At 68.7% G+C, this 15,667-nt stretch carries 9 protein-coding genes and 1 pseudogene; 6 read left to right on the top strand and 4 right to left on the bottom strand.

Translation table 11 applies throughout. The features are described 5' to 3' along the window. Positions 1 to 215: 215 nt before the first annotated feature. Positions 216 to 1,289: an alkene reductase gene (locus tag ACWCRB_RS05090; RefSeq protein WP_450994701.1), complete on the bottom strand. Its 1,074-nt coding sequence runs from the start codon at positions 1,287 to 1,289 to the stop codon at positions 216 to 218. 117 nt (positions 1,290 to 1,406) lie between these two features. Here ACWCRB_RS05090 and ACWCRB_RS05085 point away from each other — a divergent pair, with 117 nt between their 5' ends. Together ACWCRB_RS05085 and ACWCRB_RS05080 are read left to right on the top strand one after the other, a co-directional pair. Beyond that, positions 1,407 to 1,784, top strand: a complete 378-nt coding sequence (locus ACWCRB_RS05085; RefSeq protein WP_389349273.1) for a MerR family transcriptional regulator — start codon at positions 1,407 to 1,409, stop codon at positions 1,782 to 1,784. A gap of 164 nt (positions 1,785 to 1,948) precedes the next feature. After that, a pseudogene (locus ACWCRB_RS05080) lies at positions 1,949 to 2,158 on the top strand (sporulation protein); the annotation flags it as partial. A gap of 13 nt (positions 2,159 to 2,171) precedes the next feature. On the opposite strand, the gene ACWCRB_RS05075 reads toward ACWCRB_RS05080, so the two are convergent. Beyond that, entirely contained in the window at positions 2,172 to 4,031 is a 1,860-nt protein-coding gene (locus ACWCRB_RS05075; RefSeq protein WP_450994700.1) for a hypothetical protein, read from the bottom strand. Positions 4,032 to 4,351: 320 nt separating this feature from the next. After that, the gene (locus ACWCRB_RS05070; protein ID WP_450994699.1) at positions 4,352 to 5,299 is read right to left on the bottom strand and encodes a hypothetical protein; all 948 of its coding nucleotides are present in this window, start codon (positions 5,297 to 5,299) and stop codon (positions 4,352 to 4,354) included. Positions 5,300 to 5,464: 165 nt separating this feature from the next. Here ACWCRB_RS05070 and ACWCRB_RS05065 point away from each other — a divergent pair, with 165 nt between their 5' ends. Beyond that, positions 5,465 to 8,728 (top strand): DEAD/DEAH box helicase, encoded by a 3,264-nt coding sequence (locus ACWCRB_RS05065; RefSeq protein WP_450994698.1) that lies wholly within the window; start codon positions 5,465 to 5,467, stop codon positions 8,726 to 8,728. A gap of 30 nt (positions 8,729 to 8,758) precedes the next feature. On the opposite strand, the gene ACWCRB_RS05060 is transcribed toward ACWCRB_RS05065, so the two are convergent. Continuing rightward, positions 8,759 to 12,325: a helix-turn-helix domain-containing protein gene (locus ACWCRB_RS05060; protein WP_450994697.1), complete on the bottom strand. Its 3,567-nt coding sequence runs from the start codon at positions 12,323 to 12,325 to the stop codon at positions 8,759 to 8,761. Positions 12,326 to 12,413: 88 nt separating this feature from the next. On the opposite strand from ACWCRB_RS05060, the gene ACWCRB_RS05055 reads away from it, so the two are divergent. From ACWCRB_RS05055 to ACWCRB_RS05045, 3 genes are all read left to right on the top strand, one after another. Then, positions 12,414 to 12,620 (top strand): hypothetical protein, encoded by a 207-nt coding sequence (locus ACWCRB_RS05055; protein WP_450994696.1) that lies wholly within the window; start codon positions 12,414 to 12,416, stop codon positions 12,618 to 12,620. A 510-nt stretch (positions 12,621 to 13,130) separates the two neighbouring features. Beyond that, positions 13,131 to 13,574: a hypothetical protein gene (locus ACWCRB_RS05050; protein WP_450994695.1), complete on the top strand. Its 444-nt coding sequence runs from the start codon at positions 13,131 to 13,133 to the stop codon at positions 13,572 to 13,574. Then, entirely contained in the window at positions 13,571 to 15,664 is a 2,094-nt protein-coding gene (locus ACWCRB_RS05045) for a hypothetical protein (RefSeq protein WP_450994694.1), read from the top strand. The genes ACWCRB_RS05050 and ACWCRB_RS05045 overlap by 4 nt, the downstream gene beginning before the upstream one ends. Positions 15,665 to 15,667 lie beyond the last annotated feature (3 nt).

The raw sequence follows: 15,667 nt of genomic DNA, 5'->3' as shown, positions 1-15,667 counted from the left end.
CTGGCGGACGGGGCGGACTGGATCCCTCCCCCCCCCTCGCGCGGGTCAGCCTCGCCCTCGCGAGTGTGCTTGTTGCGGGTGGCGCCTCTGGCGTCCTGGTGACGATGCTGCCCGACGTGCTCCACGCTCGTGCGTACAGGCCGACGGAAGGTGCTCGCGAGCGAAGCTGAGCACCACCACCCGCGCCGGCTCGGCTCGTTCGCCGCAGCTCGGAGTCAAGCCGAGTACTGGTGGGCCGAGTAGGTCAGGTAGCCCGCGTCACCGCCCTGGTAGTACGTGGCCTCGTCGACGGGGGCGATCGGAAGTCCGACCCGCAGCCGCTCGACCAGGTCAGGGTTGGCGAGGAAGGCGCGGCCGAAACTGATGAGATCGGCGCCCAGACCGAGCCAGTGGTCGGCGTCGTCCCGGCTGGTCTGCTTCGGTCCCATCGGACGCCCGGGGTTCATGATGAGGGTGCCCGGCCACGCCCGCCGCAGGGCGACGAGCACCTCTTCGTCGGTGCTGCCTTCGAGGTGCACGTATGCCAGCCCGAGGGGGGCCAGTTCGGTCAGCAGCGCGGTGTAGAGCTCGCGGACCTGGGTCTCCTCGACTCCCCAGATCGACCCGCCCGGCGAGAAACGGATGCCGGTCCTGTCCCCGCCGACGGCCTCGACGGTGGCGGCGACAGCCTCGACGGCGAACCTGATCCGGTTGGCGATCGAGCCCCCGTAGCGGTCCGTGCGCAGGTTGGCGTTGGACGAGAGGAACTGCGAGATCAGGTAACCGTTGGCGCCGTGGAGTTCCACGCCGTCGAAGCCCGCGTCGACGGCACGGCGGGCGGCTTCGGCGTACGACCGCGCGTGCTCAGGCACTTCGGCGGTGTCCAGCGCGCGCGGCATCGGAGCGGGCTGGAGCCCGGTCGGGGTGAACACGTCGCCCACAGCGGGGACCGCCGAGGGCCCGACCGGTTGCATGCCGATGGTGTCGAAATGTGAGACCCGGCCGCCGTGCATGATCTGGGCGAAGATCCGACCTCCGTTGGCGTGGACAGCGGCAGTCACGGGGCGCCATGACTCGGCCTGCTCGTCGGTGTGCAGTCCCGGTGTACCCGGGTTGGACTGCCCGATCACGCTCGGTTGCGTCCCCTCGGTCACAATCAGCCCGGCTGTGGCCCGCTGGGCGTAGTAGGTCGCCATCGACGGCGTCGCCAGGCCACTGGCCGTGGCCCGGACCCGGGCCATCGGGGCCATGACCACCCGGTTGGGCAGCGTGAGGCCGCCGAGCCGGTAGCTGGTGAAAAGGGTCGTCATATCAGGACTCCTTCACGGTCCGCAGCGCCCGGATGTCGGGCACATCAGCTACGCTAAAACCTCACACTGACGTCAGAGGCAAGCTCCTGTGACATGCGACATGGCCGGGAGGGCATCGTGCGGATCGGGGAACTCGCGTCACGGGCCGGAGTCAGCGTCCGGTCCGTGCGCTACTACGAGGAGCAGGGGCTGCTCACCAGCACCCGCAGTCCCAGCGGACAGCGGCACTACACGGACATCGAGGTCGAGCGGGTCGCCCTCATCCAGCGGCTGTACACCGCGGGCCTGTCCAGCCGCACCATCGCCGAGCTGCTGCCCTGCGTCGACACGCCCGACGAGGCGAACTCCGACTCCGCACTGGAGCGGATGGCGCAGGAGCGCGACCGCCTCTCCACACACATCACCGACCTCGTACGGACCAGGGACGCACTCGACAAACTGATGGCCACGGCCCGGGCATACCGCGAACAGCTGGGGACGGCCGCGGTCGGCTGACTGGTGAGCCCCGGGCCGACGACAACGACTATCGCCGTGAGCAGGAAGGCCTGCACGACCACCTCAGTAGTGTCCTCGCTTGACGCGGCGGGGCGGGTGCGGGCGACGACTCAGCGCTCGTGTCCCGGCTGCCAGAGAGGTGGCCCAGGCGCGAACGGACCAGCTGGGACTCCAAGTACGGCGGTGGGAACTGGAAGGCCGACTCGGTCACCGACTGCCTCGACCACCGGGCCGCCCCGCTCCCTCAGGGCAGCTTCTCCGACGAGATCGGCCGCGAACTCTTCTCCGTCACAGCCGAGTTGTCCCGGCTGGCCGGATGGACCGCATTCGACGTCGGCCAGGACGAAGCCGCCCAGCGGCACTTCGTCCAAGCCGACGTCGCCGGTTTCAGCCCTGCTCGCGGGGCGCCTGGCCCTGCGTCGGACGCGGCAGAGCGTCAGCGAGCGGCCGCAGCGCCGCATGCAACAAGTCTGCTTGCCGGGCAGGGCGGCTGGGCCGTAGCCGCATGACATGGAAGATGTGGTCGCCTACGGCGGAGTTGCGCAGACTGCCGGACTGCTTGCCCCGCAGGATGTCCAGCATGGTGGGTCCGGACTCCTCCTGGATTCCTTCGATCATCTCCAGTTCCTCGATGTCCACGATCTCCACCGGATCCGTGTCCGGTACCTGCAGCAGCCCGCGGGCCCGGGCCCGTTCACGGATGACAGTGAGGGTGACCGGGTTGACGGGGAAGCCCTCGGGCAGCACGAGCAGCGGCAGGTAGCGGCGGTCGGCGGTGGCGGGCGAGCCGGTGAGCGCGGACTCGTCACGGCGCAGGGCGATGATCGTCGCGTTGATCTGGTCCAGTTCCTCGATGAGCTTGTCGATGTCCTCGATCTGTGATTCGCCGGGCACGGCGGTGGCTGCTTCACGGCGCAGCTGGGTGGTCGTGACCTCGATGACGATCCAGGTGCCGGGGTAGTCGATCGCGGCGTCGGCGATGCGCTGGCCCTGGGCGGTGTAGGCCGCCTTAAGTTCGGCGTCGTCGTATACGCGGCGGGTGGTGCTTTCGTCGCCGGTGATCCTGTGCAGGACTTCGCTGACGTACACCTCGCTGAGGTGGCGCAGGGTCGATTCGGCCCGGGCGGCCAGCTTGCGGTGACCGGCGGGCTTGGTGTGCCCCGGCGGCGGGTGTTTGATGTCCCAGATCGGCAGCCATCCGAAGGCGCGGTCGAGCAGGCGGCGGGGGTCGAGGATGAGCAGCCGCTCCTCAGGCAGCCGAAGGACCGGCCACTGCTGGAACGGGTCGAATGACCATTCGGTGCGCTTTTCGGGCCGTTCGCTACGCACCGCCTCCCGCATTCCCGGCAGGTTGGTGCTGATCAGTGCGAGCACCGCCTCGACCTGCCCGGCGGGTATGTCCAGGTTGGTCAACTCTCCCGGTGCGATGACGAAGCGGCCGGTGGTGGTGACCATCCACAGATAGCCGGCGACAGCCGCCAGGGACTCGAACTGGATGCCCGTGCTGTCCCCATAGGCCTGGCTGAGGTCGATGATGCCCGGCTCGCCCTGGTGCTCGGCCGGCAACTGCAGCCAGCGACGCGCATAGCGTGCCAGGATTCCCGCGATGGACCAGCTGTAGTTGAAGTGCTGGTTGGCGATGAGTTCCCGCCCCAGTGTGCCCGGCTGGTCACCGATGACGGCCGGGCCGGGGTCGGGAAACTGCCCCAGTGTCTGGGTGAGACCGAACAAGGCGCCCACGACGTCGCCCTCGGGCGTGTCCTCGGCAAGTGTGTCCGGCGAGATCTCCATGGCCATACGGGCCAGGAGCATGAATGCCTGGGGCACGAGGAGTCGGCGGGTCTCGTCCCTGAGCAGGTTCAGAACACGGCTGCGGACCGGTTCGTTGAACAGCCTGTCGACAAAACCCCGATCAACGGCGTCGGCGGATGCATCGGGAGCGGCCAGCGAGTTGAGGACCAAAGCGCAGAAACGCAGAACGCCTTCCAGGGGGAGCCGTTGCAGTTGGCTCTCGGTGTAAGAGGAGGGCAGCGGGAACCCGAAGATCTCATCCGGCGTGAGGAAGACCGCGGTCAGATCGATCGGCGCCGGTTCCTGGCACTTGGCGGGAATCCACAACCCGCTGGGGCGTTCGTTCCAGCGCGGGACGAGAGCCGTCGCGGTCGTCCCCTGCAACACCGGATCACCGGCCGACGGGTCAGCGAGGTAGCCGGCCCGCAGGGAGGCAGGCTCAGCGTCGGCAACCATCTGCCTCAGAGTATCGATCTCCCGGGCGAGGCGGTCTGCGGTGCCCATCAGTGCTCCCGTCGTGCATGCGCCGCCGGCCGTGGACTGGTCTGCCGGCGTCCCGATCCAGCGATCCCAGGATCGATGCCGAAGACGGGCCGAGCCAAACGAATAACCAGCCTGGCATTCCTGGTCCCTGGCCCAGATGGGGCTCCCGGTCAATGGAGACCGGACGTCTCCGTGATCCTCCACAGCGCACAGGCCTTGATCGGCGCAATCGACAGGCGGCACCACCCGTGCCCCCGTACGGAACTGTCTTCCCGTTGCGGCAACGCCGTCCGTCACTTCGTGCGGCAATTCCGTCTGACGCCGGCGATGGCCGAGTTGTCGGCCTCATGGGCAAGCTGGACCTGCGCGACCGAGACCCTCAGGACCCTCCCGGCGGCACAGTCGTAGAGCGCGTACACGCCGCTTGCCTCGCCCAGATAGATACCGGTGAAGTCCGTCCGTGCGGGAGACCCGGCGGATCTGACGAACTCGGCCTTCACGTACTGCAGTCGTAGTCCGATGAACTGCTCACGGAAACCCCACCGCCCCGTGCGCATCACTGCCTCGGCCCGCTCGCCCATGTTCTCGCTGATCGAGTAACTGCCGGCCAGGACGGTCAGGGTGATCGCGATGAAGACCTCGCCCAACGGCCGCCGCCTGCGCGGTAGATGTACGGCGAGTGTGAGCGCCATCCCCATCAGAAGTGCTCCGATTGCCCATTCCTCCGCCCGGGGCAGCAGAGCGAAAGAGCGGGGCCCGGGCTCCAGGAACAGTGTCATCCCCGCCCATGCCCCTCCGACTCCCACCAGGACTGTGCGGCTGCCCCACTTGCGGACCGCCGGGCGTGCCAGCACGCCGCGTGTGCGGAGGTCGGGGCACCCGAACAACCAACGGCACAACGGGGCCCACCATTCGCCCAGGACGCCCTTGACGATCAAGAGGCCAACGGCGTTGCACAAAGGAAGGAGAACCATCACGAGGCTGGCGAGCAGAGCAAGCCACACAGTCAGCCGGGTGAGCATTTCGGTCTTGCCGATGCCTGCCTGTTCCGGCGTGATCCCGAACACCTCGTAGAACCGCTCCAGAGCCAAGTACTGCACGCCGTACACGATCACGGCGGTGAAGCTGAGGAGCCCCGCAGCGATCTGCAGGAGATCCTTCCCCTTGGCCGTCCTCTCGGCGGGGGGTGCGGAGTCGTGAACCCGAGCGCTTGGTACAGCCGTCGTCTTGATCCCGGTCATGAGGGCATCGAAGAGACTCGACCCGCTCGCCGCAGGGCGATCGGGCCCGGTTCCCGCTTTTGAGTGGACGTCCTGGTTGTCTGAGGTTCTAGAACCAACTGTGGCTTCGGGACCTGCGGCGTCGTAACCTGCCGGGGCTTAGTTGTATGGACCACAGGGAGCGGGATGACGGACGAGCGGCATCGTCGGGCTGGGATCGTGGGCTACTGGCGTGCGGTGGAGCTGTTCAGTGCGCCGAAGATCCCCCCGGTCTCTCCGCGGGACCGGGTGTACGAGGTGACGCCGGACCGGTCTCTGCCGTGGGAAGCCGGTCATGCTCTGCACTCTCGGCCGCTGGAGCCCGGTTACGTCTGGCAGCACGTGGTGTACGGCGGCACGTTCTCCATGGAGCACGTTCGCGACACGCTGCTGAGGGTGTTCGGGGAGAGCGGGGAGGACTTCGACGGGCGCATGGACGGCGAGAGCTCCATGTTCGCGCTCACCATCGACGACGAAGGCTGTCTGGTGGACGACTCTCCGGTCTTCTCGACGTGTGCCTGGGCCACGGGGCGGACGCTGACGCAGGGGCCCGGGAGGCAGGGGTGGCTCAAGGGCTTCGACACCGACACGCGCGAGTGGCATGCCCGCGCGGCTGAGCTCGGCGAGACGCCGGTGCCGGGACAGACAGAGACCGTCCTCCCCACCGTGACAGCGGCCCCCGGCCCCGACAGCGCCCCCGACGGCAGCGCGCCCCGCCGTCGTATCGCGACGAAGGATCTACTGGCCTTCGCCCGCGACCTCGCCGACGCCTGGGGTGTCGCCGAGGCCCTGAACCCGTACGGCGCGCGCGTCCTAAGCGTCGCGGTACGGGAGAACCGTGCCGGCGACGCCGATCAGCAGGAGTTCCTCAACAGCTTCATCGCCGCGGACCTGGATCTGATCGCCGGCTCATTGGCCGAGGTGGATCCCGGTGCGGGTCTGGCCGCGTATCTCACGCCGGGCGGCGCCGTGGACACGGGAGCCCGGATCGATCTGCGGCGGCAGCCGGAGACGGCTCTGGACCGGGTGGCCCCGCAGGAGACGCCCGTGGGACGGTGGCCTGCCGACCCCCGGCATCCGCTGGCGTTGAGTCAGCAGTTCGCCGTCAACACCATCTCCGGTGAACTGAGCGACTCCGCAGGCCTGTTCGCGGTAAACGGTCCGCCCGGAACAGGCAAGACGACCATGTTGCGGGACTGCTTCGCCGACAACATCGTGCGGCGTGCCGTACGCCTGGCCGACCTGCGGCTCCCGTCGCAGGCATTCATCGCCGACACCACGTACACGCGGAAGAACGCCGAGTACGGCCGTACCGTACGGCCGCTGATCCCCCAGCTCACCGGGTTCGAGATGGTGGTGGCCTCGGCCAACAACGGCGCGGTGGAGAACATCTCCACCGAGATCCCGGCCCGCTCCGCCCTCGGCCCCCAGTGGCGGGAAGAGGCCGACTACTTCGCCGAGCAGGCCACCCGCCTCCTGGCCGGGAGCCCCGCCTGGGGCGCCGTGGCCGCGCGGCTGGGCAGCAAGAAGAACCGCATCGAGTTCGTCAACCGGTTCTGGAACGGCAAGGAGAAGGCCACCGACGCCCACGTCACGGCGCCCGACCCACGTACGGGGGGAAAAGCCGACGCCTGGCTGGACAGCGGCCGCGGCCTGGCCCAGCTCCTGGACGGGTACGCCAACTCCTCACAGACAGGAGTCTGGCGCGAGGCGAGGAACCGGTTCCGGGATGCGCTGGAGCACGTCGAGCGGCTGCGCGCCGAGCGCCAGCATGCCGCCACTGTCCTACGTGCCCTCCCGGGGGCCCGTAACTCCCTGGAGCAGGCGCACCAGAGAGTTACACGGGCCGGGACCGACCTGACAGGGTGCCGGTCGGCCGTGCCCGGCGCAACGGTCGCCTTCGGCAGGTCCCAGGAAGGACTTGATGAAGCCGTACAGCGGCGAAGGGCTCACTTCGAGCGCCGTCCCGGCTTCGTCGTCAGCCTCTTCACCCTCGGCAAGGCCGCCCGGACCTGGCACCACACCGACGTCGAACTCGCCGCCGCGGAGGCGACCGCACACGCCTGGCAGCAGCAGGCCCTTGCCGCCCTCCGTCAGGCCGAGCACGCTGTGCAGCAAGCCGAGCAGGCACTCGGCCTCGCCGAACGCCGGCAGAGCACCGCTCGGACGGAGGTACGGCAGCTCGAAGACGCCGTCCGCCAAGCCCATGACGCGTGGGCGGACCATGTCCCGCAGGACTCCTGGCTCACCGACGACACCGCACGGGAGTTGTCCGCGCCATGGGCCGACGAGGAACTCACCTGTGCCCGCAGTGAGTTGTTCTTCTCCGCGCTCGGCCTGCACCAGGCGTTTCTGCGCTGCACCGCGAAGACGATGTACAGGAATCTGATGGCCGCCATGGACGCGGTGACCGGCTCGGTGCCCGCCACCGTGCCGGAGTCGCACCTTCGGGCCGCCTGGCAGAGCCTGTTCCTCGTCGTGCCGGTCGTCTCGACGACGTTCGCCTCGCTCGACCGGGTCTTCGGCCGCCTCGGGAGCGAGGCGCTGGGCTGGCTGTTCATCGACGAGGCGGGGCAGGCCACCCCGCAGATGGCCGTCGGCGGCATGTGGCGGGCCCGTCGTACGGTCGTCGTCGGCGACCCGCTGCAACTGGAACCCGTGGTGACCCTGCCCTGGACCGCGCAGCGCGCCCTGCGCGATGAGTACGGGGTGGCCGAGGAGTGGGCGCCGGGCCGTACGTCGGTCCAGCAGGTCGCCGACCGCACGAACCGCTACGGCACACTCCTGCCTGCCGAACTGCCCGACGGCTCGCTCGAAGCTTGGGTCGGCTCCCCGCTGCGGGTCCACCGGCGCTGCGACGACCCCATGTTCACCGTCAGCAACGCCATCGCGTACGACGACCTCATGGTCTACGGGACACCTGACCGCGGCCCCTACCAGTACGCCCCGGGAAGTTGCTGGGTCGACGTCCCCGCCGCCCAGGCGAACGGCCACTGGGTCCTGGAAGAGGGCCGCGCCATGCGCCGCATCCTCGAACGGCTCCGCGCGGAAGGCGGAGTCGACCTGGAGCAGGACGTGTACGTCATCAGCCCGTTCCGCAAGGTCGTCGACGGTGCGCGAGTCGCCGCCCGGGGCCTGCTCTCCTCCCGCCGGGTCGGGACCATCCACACCACCCAGGGCAAGGAGGCCGACGTCGTCATCCTGATCCTCGGCACCGACCCACAGGCACCGGGGGCCCGCGCGTGGGCCGCGCAACGCCCGAATCTCCTCAACGTGGCCGCCAGCCGCGCCAAACGCCGCCTGTTCGTCATCGGCAACCGCGAAGTCTGGCGCGAGCAGCGGTACTTCAGCACGCTCGCGGAGACCCTTCCCGCTCATACGTGGCAGGAGCCGAAGCCTCCGGGCTCCTGACTGCGGCTTGCTCGGAACCCTGTGCGGAAGTCAAGAAGGAGGTGACGGGAAGCTGTTGGATCGGTTGCTCCAGGGCGTGGATGGCGTGCCATCGGGGTCCAGTCCGTACGGCCACAGACTTCTCATCATGTGTTGCAGGTCGTTCCTTCCGGCGCCGCCGCTGTCAGCCGACTGACGATAGAGGTCAAGGGCTCCGTCCGGGTCACCGGCAGACTGACGCAGGTGGCCGAGTTCCGCCAGGGTGTTGTAGTCCGCGTCCTTCGCGGCCCGGCGGCACAGGTCTGCGGCCTCCTCCCGCTTTCCTGCTTCCTCCCGCCGCTGGGCGAGCAGTAGCAGACCTTCAGGGTTGCCGGCGTCCGCGGCCTGCTGGGCAAGGCGCTCGGCGTCCTTCCCGTCTCCGGCGTCCTCCCGCCGTAGGACGAGTCGTACGAATTTGTAGCGGCCCGCATCGTCAGCCTGGCGTTGTAGGGAGGTGGCCCCTTTCGTGTCCTCGGCGCTCCATCGTTGCCGGGCGAGACTCCGCAGGCCATCGGTGTTGCCGGTGTCCGCGGCTTGCCGGGCGAGTCGCTCGGCCTCCTGACATTCTCCGGCTTCCTCCCGCCGGCAGACGAGCCACTCCAGGCCACGACTGTCACCGGCATCCGCGGCCTGCTGAGCAAGGCGCTCGGCGTCCTCCCGATCCTCGGACTCCTCGCACCTGTACGTGAGCTGTACCAAGCCTTCGAGGTTGCCGTTGTCCGCGGCCTGCTGAGCAAGGCGCTCGGCGTCCGCCCTGTCCCCGGACTCCTCCCGCAGACGGACAAGCCATACCAGGCCACGACTGTCGCCAGCGTCCGCAGCCTGCCGGGCAAGACGCTCAGCCTCTTCCCGGTCCCCAGCCTCCTCCCGCCGGTACGCCCGCAGCGCCAGACCAGCGGTGTCGTCGGCCAGCCGGGCAAGGCGCTCGGCTTCGTCCCAGTCTCCGGACTCCTCCCGTCGATACGCGAGCCATGTCAGGCCACGGCTGTCGCCGGCGTCCGCGGCCTGCTGGGCAAGGCGTTCGGCGTCTTCCCGGTCCCCGATGTCCTCGCGCCGATAGGCGAGCTGCACCAGGCCTTCGAGGTTGCCATTGTCCGCGGCCTGCTGGGCAAGGCGCTCGGCGTCCGCCCTGTCCCCGGACTCCTCCCGCAGACGGACAAGCCATACCAGGCCACGACTGTCGCCAGCGTCCGCAGCCTGCCGGGCAAGACGCTCGGCGTCTTCCCGGTCCCCAGCGTCCTCCCGCAGGCGGACGAGAATCTGAAGACCTCCAATTTCACCGGCGGATGCGGCCAGTTGGGCAAGCTCCCCGGCCTCTTCCCAGTCCCCGGAATCCTCCCGCCGATGCGCGAGCCGCACCAGGACGCTCGGGTCGCCGCCTTCTGCGGCCAGTTGGGCGAGGCGCTCGGCGTCCTCCTGGTCCCCGGTCTCTTCTCGTCGATACGCGAGCTGCACCAGGGCGCTCGGGTCGCCGGCGAATGCAGCCAGTTGGGCAAAGCGCTCAGCTTCTTCCCAGTCCTCTGCTTCCTCCCGCGAGCGGGCAAGCAACGTGAGAGGTGCACGGTTGCTGGTGTCTGCGGCCTGTCGGGCGAGGCGCTCGGCCTCTTTCCGGTCACCGGCCTCCTCCCGCAGCAGGATGAGCAACACGAGACCTTCGAGGTTGCCGACGTCGGCGGCCAGCCGGGCGAGGCGCTCGGCGTCCTCGCTCGCTCCGGCCTTCTTCCGCAGCCTCGTAAGCCGTACCAGGGCGCTGCAGTCGCCGGAGTCGGCGGCCTGTTGGGCGAGGTGCTCCGCGTCCTCCCTGTCCCCGGCCTCCTCCCGCAGATACGCCAGTTGCACCAAGCCTTCAGTCTTGCCGGCCTCGGCGGCCTGTCGGTACAGCTCCTCTGCTTCGTCGAAGTCCCCGGCGGCGTGCCTCAGTTGGGCAAGTTGGACGAGTGCGTCCCTGTTGCCGGCATTGCTGGCTTGTCGGTAGAGGTCCTCGACTCCCTCCCAGTCCCCGGCAGCCCGGCGTAGCCGGACGAGCCGATGGAGAGCAACAGGATCACCAGCACGGAGGGCCCGCAGGTACAGGTGATGGGCCCAGTAGGTCCGGTGGCGGGATTCGGCGGCTCTGGCGAGGGCTTCCAAGGCATAGGCATGAGTGAGTTGGCTGTGGGACGCCTCCCAGAAGGAGGCGGGAGGACACAGCCGCTGGCGCTGCTGGCGTCCGTGCTGTTCCAGGTAGTCGGCCAGCCGGTAGACAGGCCGCGCCTGGGCCGGTGTTGCTTGCGAACGACGGGTGGGACGCGGTCGGACGGGGCGTAGGGGGGCGAGGTTGCCGTGAACGGCCTCAGTGGTCTCGGCGAGGGCCTGTTCGAGCCAATCGTCGGTGAGGGTGTCGTATTCGTCATCGGTCAGATAGTCCGTCGCTGCATGTTCGAGGAAGGCCAGCGGCAGATGGAGGCCGCCGCCCAGGCGGCGTGCGTCCATGGCCGCATGGAGCAGAGCCCGAGCAGGCGGGGAAGCAGACTCATAGCGGTGCAGCAGTTCTGGCGCTCCGGCCAAGTACTGAGTCAGCCGCCCGTCGCGCACCTGCTTCAAAGCGTTCGCGAGTTGCAGGTCGCCTGCCGTGGCCAAGGCTTCGGCGGCGTCGGTGGCGGCGTCATCGAAACTGTCGGGCAGTGTGATCCGCCGCCCGGCGAGCAGTTCACGCACCTGGGGGTACAGATCGTCCTGCTGGGGTTGCGGGCGAGCTGCGTACTCGCTGGCGAAGTGCGGCCACAACGTGCCCAGGATCAGAACCGGAGCCCGGGTGGGGTCGGTGAGAAGGGAGCGCAGGGCTGCGGCGATGCGTTCCCCGACTCCCGTACCGGCCCCCAGATAGTTCTGGGCCTCGTTCAGCCATACCACCGTGTGTGGCGCGACAGATTTGAGGTCCGCCAGCACGGCGTCGGCATAGGTGGGGCTGATGGGGTGCCACAACCGCCATCCTTGGGCCGCCAGTGGCTGCACCGCTTCCCAGCAGGCACGGGTCTTACCCGTCGAGGAGGAACCCACCAACACCGCCATCTGGCTGCTCCCGCTTGCTGCAGCGGCGACGAGGACGGCCAGTTGCGCATCGTGTGATCGGCTGATGTAGCTGGGCAGCTTCGCTGCCGGTCCATCGCGTCCTGGCCCACTGGCACGCGCGCCATTTCCCTCGACGGTCGAAATGGCCACGGCCGGGTGGACTTCGAGGTCGTGGGGGTCCCAGTCCGCGATCGGCTGCCCCGGCACGCTGTCGCCACGGCTTTCGAGAGAGCCGGAAGCCTTGGTCAGCAGATCCAACAGGGAGCGGAGCTCCTCCCTCAGGCCGAGAGCACGTGCCAGCGCACCAACCGTCTGCGCAGAAGGCGCCATCGCTGAGGCGCTGAACGCCTGGCTGATGACGGTGCGACCCAATCCGGCACGGCGGGCCAACTCGGTCTTGTTCAATCCGCTCACGATCCGGGCGGCCTCCAGCCGCGCACGCAGCTCGGCGAGGGCGGGTGCCGAATCCACAGGATCGTCCCCCTTCACGCCCCCGCCCGTGTCGTGCCGCTGTTCGCCGTTGTTCATCTTCGCCCGCGCGCACCCCGGCGAGCACCTCTTTCAGGAGATTTGGCGCGACCAGTACCGTCTGCCTCACCATAGGGAGAGCCACATCATGTCCAGCAGTACCGCCGTGATCCTGCTCGCCTGCGCCCTGGCCATCGTGCTCGCCATCCTTGTCGCGGCGACTGCCGGCTACCTTGCCCGCCGCCACGGCCACGCCACCTATCCCGAGTCTCTCGCCTGGGCCGCTTGCGCCTTCACCACGAGCTTGACCGTGGCCTCCAGCGTCGCCAGCACCTTGGCCACGCTGATCGGTTAGACATCAACAGCTGAGCGGGGAAGCAGCGCATGGGCCAGATCGCCAATGGACGCGGTGCTTCCTTCCACCACCGTGCACGACCGAAGTGGCCGCCACGGACCGGAAGTCGAACGGAGTCGGGATCAGCCAGAAGCGCCGGCTCGTCCGGCCCGGCCACCGAGGATCGCCGGAGTCTCGCCGTTTGCCACTCTGCCACCGTGCGTCTACAGGATTCCCGGTGCCCACACCAGCACACTCCTCCTACTTCCAGACAATTACCCAAAGTGGGCCTTTGGCCAAGTTGTGCCGTAGCTGAAACCTCAGCCGTCCTCCATCCTGCGGTTTACGAGGCCTCAAGCGGCGCAAGGCTCCACAGTCCAGATCCGAACCGGCCTGATCAGTCCGCTTGATGATTACTCATTCCGATATGTGGCAAATACTTTCGATTGCCGACCTCCGCGCCGACATCCACCCTGATGTGTCGAATATGCAGCCAACCTCTGCGCGCTCTGCCGAGCGGGGGAACCGACCATGGGGGACGCGTTGGACATCATGCAGGTCGCGGGCGTGGGGGCCGGCGCTCTGGTCACCGAGATGGCCAAGAGCACGTGGGAGTCCATGCGGGCCGGGGTGGCCCGGCTCTTCCGGCGGGGTGGGGAGGAGAGCGCCGAGCAGGAGTTGCGGTTGATCGACGCGGCGCGGCAGCGGCTCGCCGACAGCACGGAGAGTGATCGCGGGTCGGTGGCGGACCGACTGCAAAGCGAACTGATGATCCAGTTGGCAGCGTTCCTACAGAAACACCCGGACGCAGCGCAGGAGTTGCAGGACCTGGCCGACCAGGTCAAGGGCGCGGACGAGGGCGACGGAGCGCGGACGAGCGTGCACCACAACACCAACAGCCAGGTCGTCATCTCCGCCGGTGACATCAACGCTTCGGGCGGCTTCCACTATCGCGCGCCGGAGCAGAGCCGGTGAGCGAGGGGACCGTTCCCGGGGCCGTGCCGCCACCACCGTCGCCACCTCCCCCTGTCGTCCCGTCGGCGACCGAGTTCCGGGTGGATGTGGGCAACAACCAGAACTCGAAGATCATCGTGGCCGCGGGATCCGTCACGATGACGAGCAAACCGCAGCTGCCGGTGACCGACATCCCGCAGGCCGAGTTCGACGCCGTACGGCTGGCGTGGGTGGACCTGAGCGTGCGGGACGAGAGAGTGCGGACGGCGGCCAAGGTCATCGAGCGTCTCACCGGAGGCGGGTCTCGGCTGGCCGTCGTCGCCGGTCCTCCGGGATACGGCAAGCGCACTGCTGGGATCAAGGCCTTGTGGGAGGTCTCGCGGGCCGAGGAGAACTCCCAAGGCCGGGCGCTGAAGCTCCAGGTGATCGTGCCCGACTGGGAGAGGCCTGGTTTCCCGGACATCTCCGTACTGCCCGACGAGCCGGGCACGGGCTATCTGCTGGACGTGGCCGCGGAGATCGGCTCCTGGCAGAACCCCGGCTACGTCGCCGAACAGTTGGTGAGTCATGCGGAGGGACTGAGGTTCTCGGGCTCCTTCCTGGTCGTGATCGCCGACGAACACGGATGGCCCGAGGCCGCTTCCGGGACGGTCGCCAACGTCGTCGCCCGTGCTACCGCCAGGCCATCCGCGCGCCGCGTGGCCAAGTCGCACCTGGAGTACGTGCACCGCCGGCCGGACCGGATCCACTGGCTCGACACCGCGCCGTCGGAAGCGGGCCTGGTCGGCGAGGCCGCGCATCTGCTGGCCGACAGCAGCCGCCCCGAGGACGCCGCCCGGTTGGCTACCACACTTGCCTCCGCGGAAGACTCCCCGGAGGGCCTGAAGCGAGCTCTGAGCGCCTTCCAGGAGTGGCTCTCGGACGTGCAGGACGTCTTCGCGAAAACCGAGGCCAATCCGGATGACCGTGCCCTGCTCGTCTCCGCCCTGTTCCTCGACGGCAAAGACGCGCTGACCGTCCAGGACGGCGCCCGGACGCTGTTGGGCGAGTCCCCGGAGACAAACGTCCGCACGATCCTGACCGGTCCCGATCTGACCACCCGGCTGACGACGATGGGCGCCGAGGTCAAAGGACGGACCGTCTCCCTCGACCACAAGTCCGGATACGCCCGTGCCATCCTGCTCCACCTCTGGCAGCAGCGTGCCGACATCCACCCGCACCTGCTGCGCTGGCTGGACACCATCACCTCGCCCAAGGGACCGGGCGCCGACCGGCTGGCCGTCATCGGCGACCTCCTGGTCGAACTCGCCGTCGCGGAGAACGACATCCGCGTCGTCAAGCAGGTCCACGCCTGGATCGACAACGGCGACAACAGTCCCGGGCACCGCGAGCTGATCGCGCGTGTCCTGACCGTCGCCGCCGAGGCGGACACCCTGGGCGCCGAGGTCCGTGCCCTGCTGCTGGACTCGGCGCAGGAGACATCGGAAGCCGTCGCGACCGTCGTCGCCCTGGTCTGCCAGGGTGACTTCGCCGAGCACTATCCGCGCCAGGCTCTCGTCCGCCTGCGGCACATCCTCGACCGGGCCGAGCCGGACGAGGCGGTGCGGACGGCACAGGAGGCGCTGCGGAACATCGCTGCCCGCGAAGGCCAGTTGCCGCGGGTGTGGAGCACGGTCATCAAATGGGCCACCCAGAAGAAGCACCTGGCGGGGCACCGGGCGTTCCTGTCGCTGCTGGATCCGCACGTCGACCCGTACGTCCTGAAGGTCATGCTGGCGGCGGCCGAGCAGAAGCAGGACGTCAGGGAAGCACTCGTAGAGGGCTGGAACGCAGCACTGGCCGATACCCGGGTCGAAGCCGACTGCCGACGCCTGCTGACCGCGTGGGCCGAGGTGCGGAAGACGAAGGACGTGCCGACGGAACTCGTGACGGAGATCCTGAACCAGGTCGTCGTGGAGCATCTGTACTCCACTCCGATCTCCGCCCTCATCTTCGGCGAACCCGGCGTCGCCAACGACGAGGCCGTCATCGAACTGCGCAGGGACCTCCGGCTGCCCGCCGCGTTGTCGTCCGTGCGGTTCGCCCACGAGCGCGCTTCGGCGGAGTCCTGATCC

The sequence above is a fragment of the Streptomyces sp. NPDC002156 genome (genome assembly GCF_053593675.1).
This window is presented reverse-complemented; position numbering and strand designations above follow the sequence as displayed.

Coding starts and splice junctions, on each gene's coding strand:
- ACWCRB_RS05090 (WP_450994701.1), bottom strand. CDS start 1,289: ATGACGACCCTTTTCACCAGCTACCGGCTCGGCGGCCTCACGCTGCCC.
- ACWCRB_RS05075 (WP_450994700.1), bottom strand. CDS start 4,031: ATGGTTGCCGACGCTGAGCCTGCCTCCCTGCGGGCCGGCTACCTCGCT.
- ACWCRB_RS05070 (WP_450994699.1), bottom strand. CDS start 5,299: ATGACCGGGATCAAGACGACGGCTGTACCAAGCGCTCGGGTTCACGAC.
- ACWCRB_RS05065 (WP_450994698.1), top strand. CDS start 5,465: ATGACGGACGAGCGGCATCGTCGGGCTGGGATCGTGGGCTACTGGCGT.
- ACWCRB_RS05060 (WP_450994697.1), bottom strand. CDS start 12,325: ATGAACAACGGCGAACAGCGGCACGACACGGGCGGGGGCGTGAAGGGG.
- ACWCRB_RS05055 (WP_450994696.1), top strand. CDS start 12,414: ATGTCCAGCAGTACCGCCGTGATCCTGCTCGCCTGCGCCCTGGCCATC.
- ACWCRB_RS05050 (WP_450994695.1), top strand. CDS start 13,131: ATGGGGGACGCGTTGGACATCATGCAGGTCGCGGGCGTGGGGGCCGGC.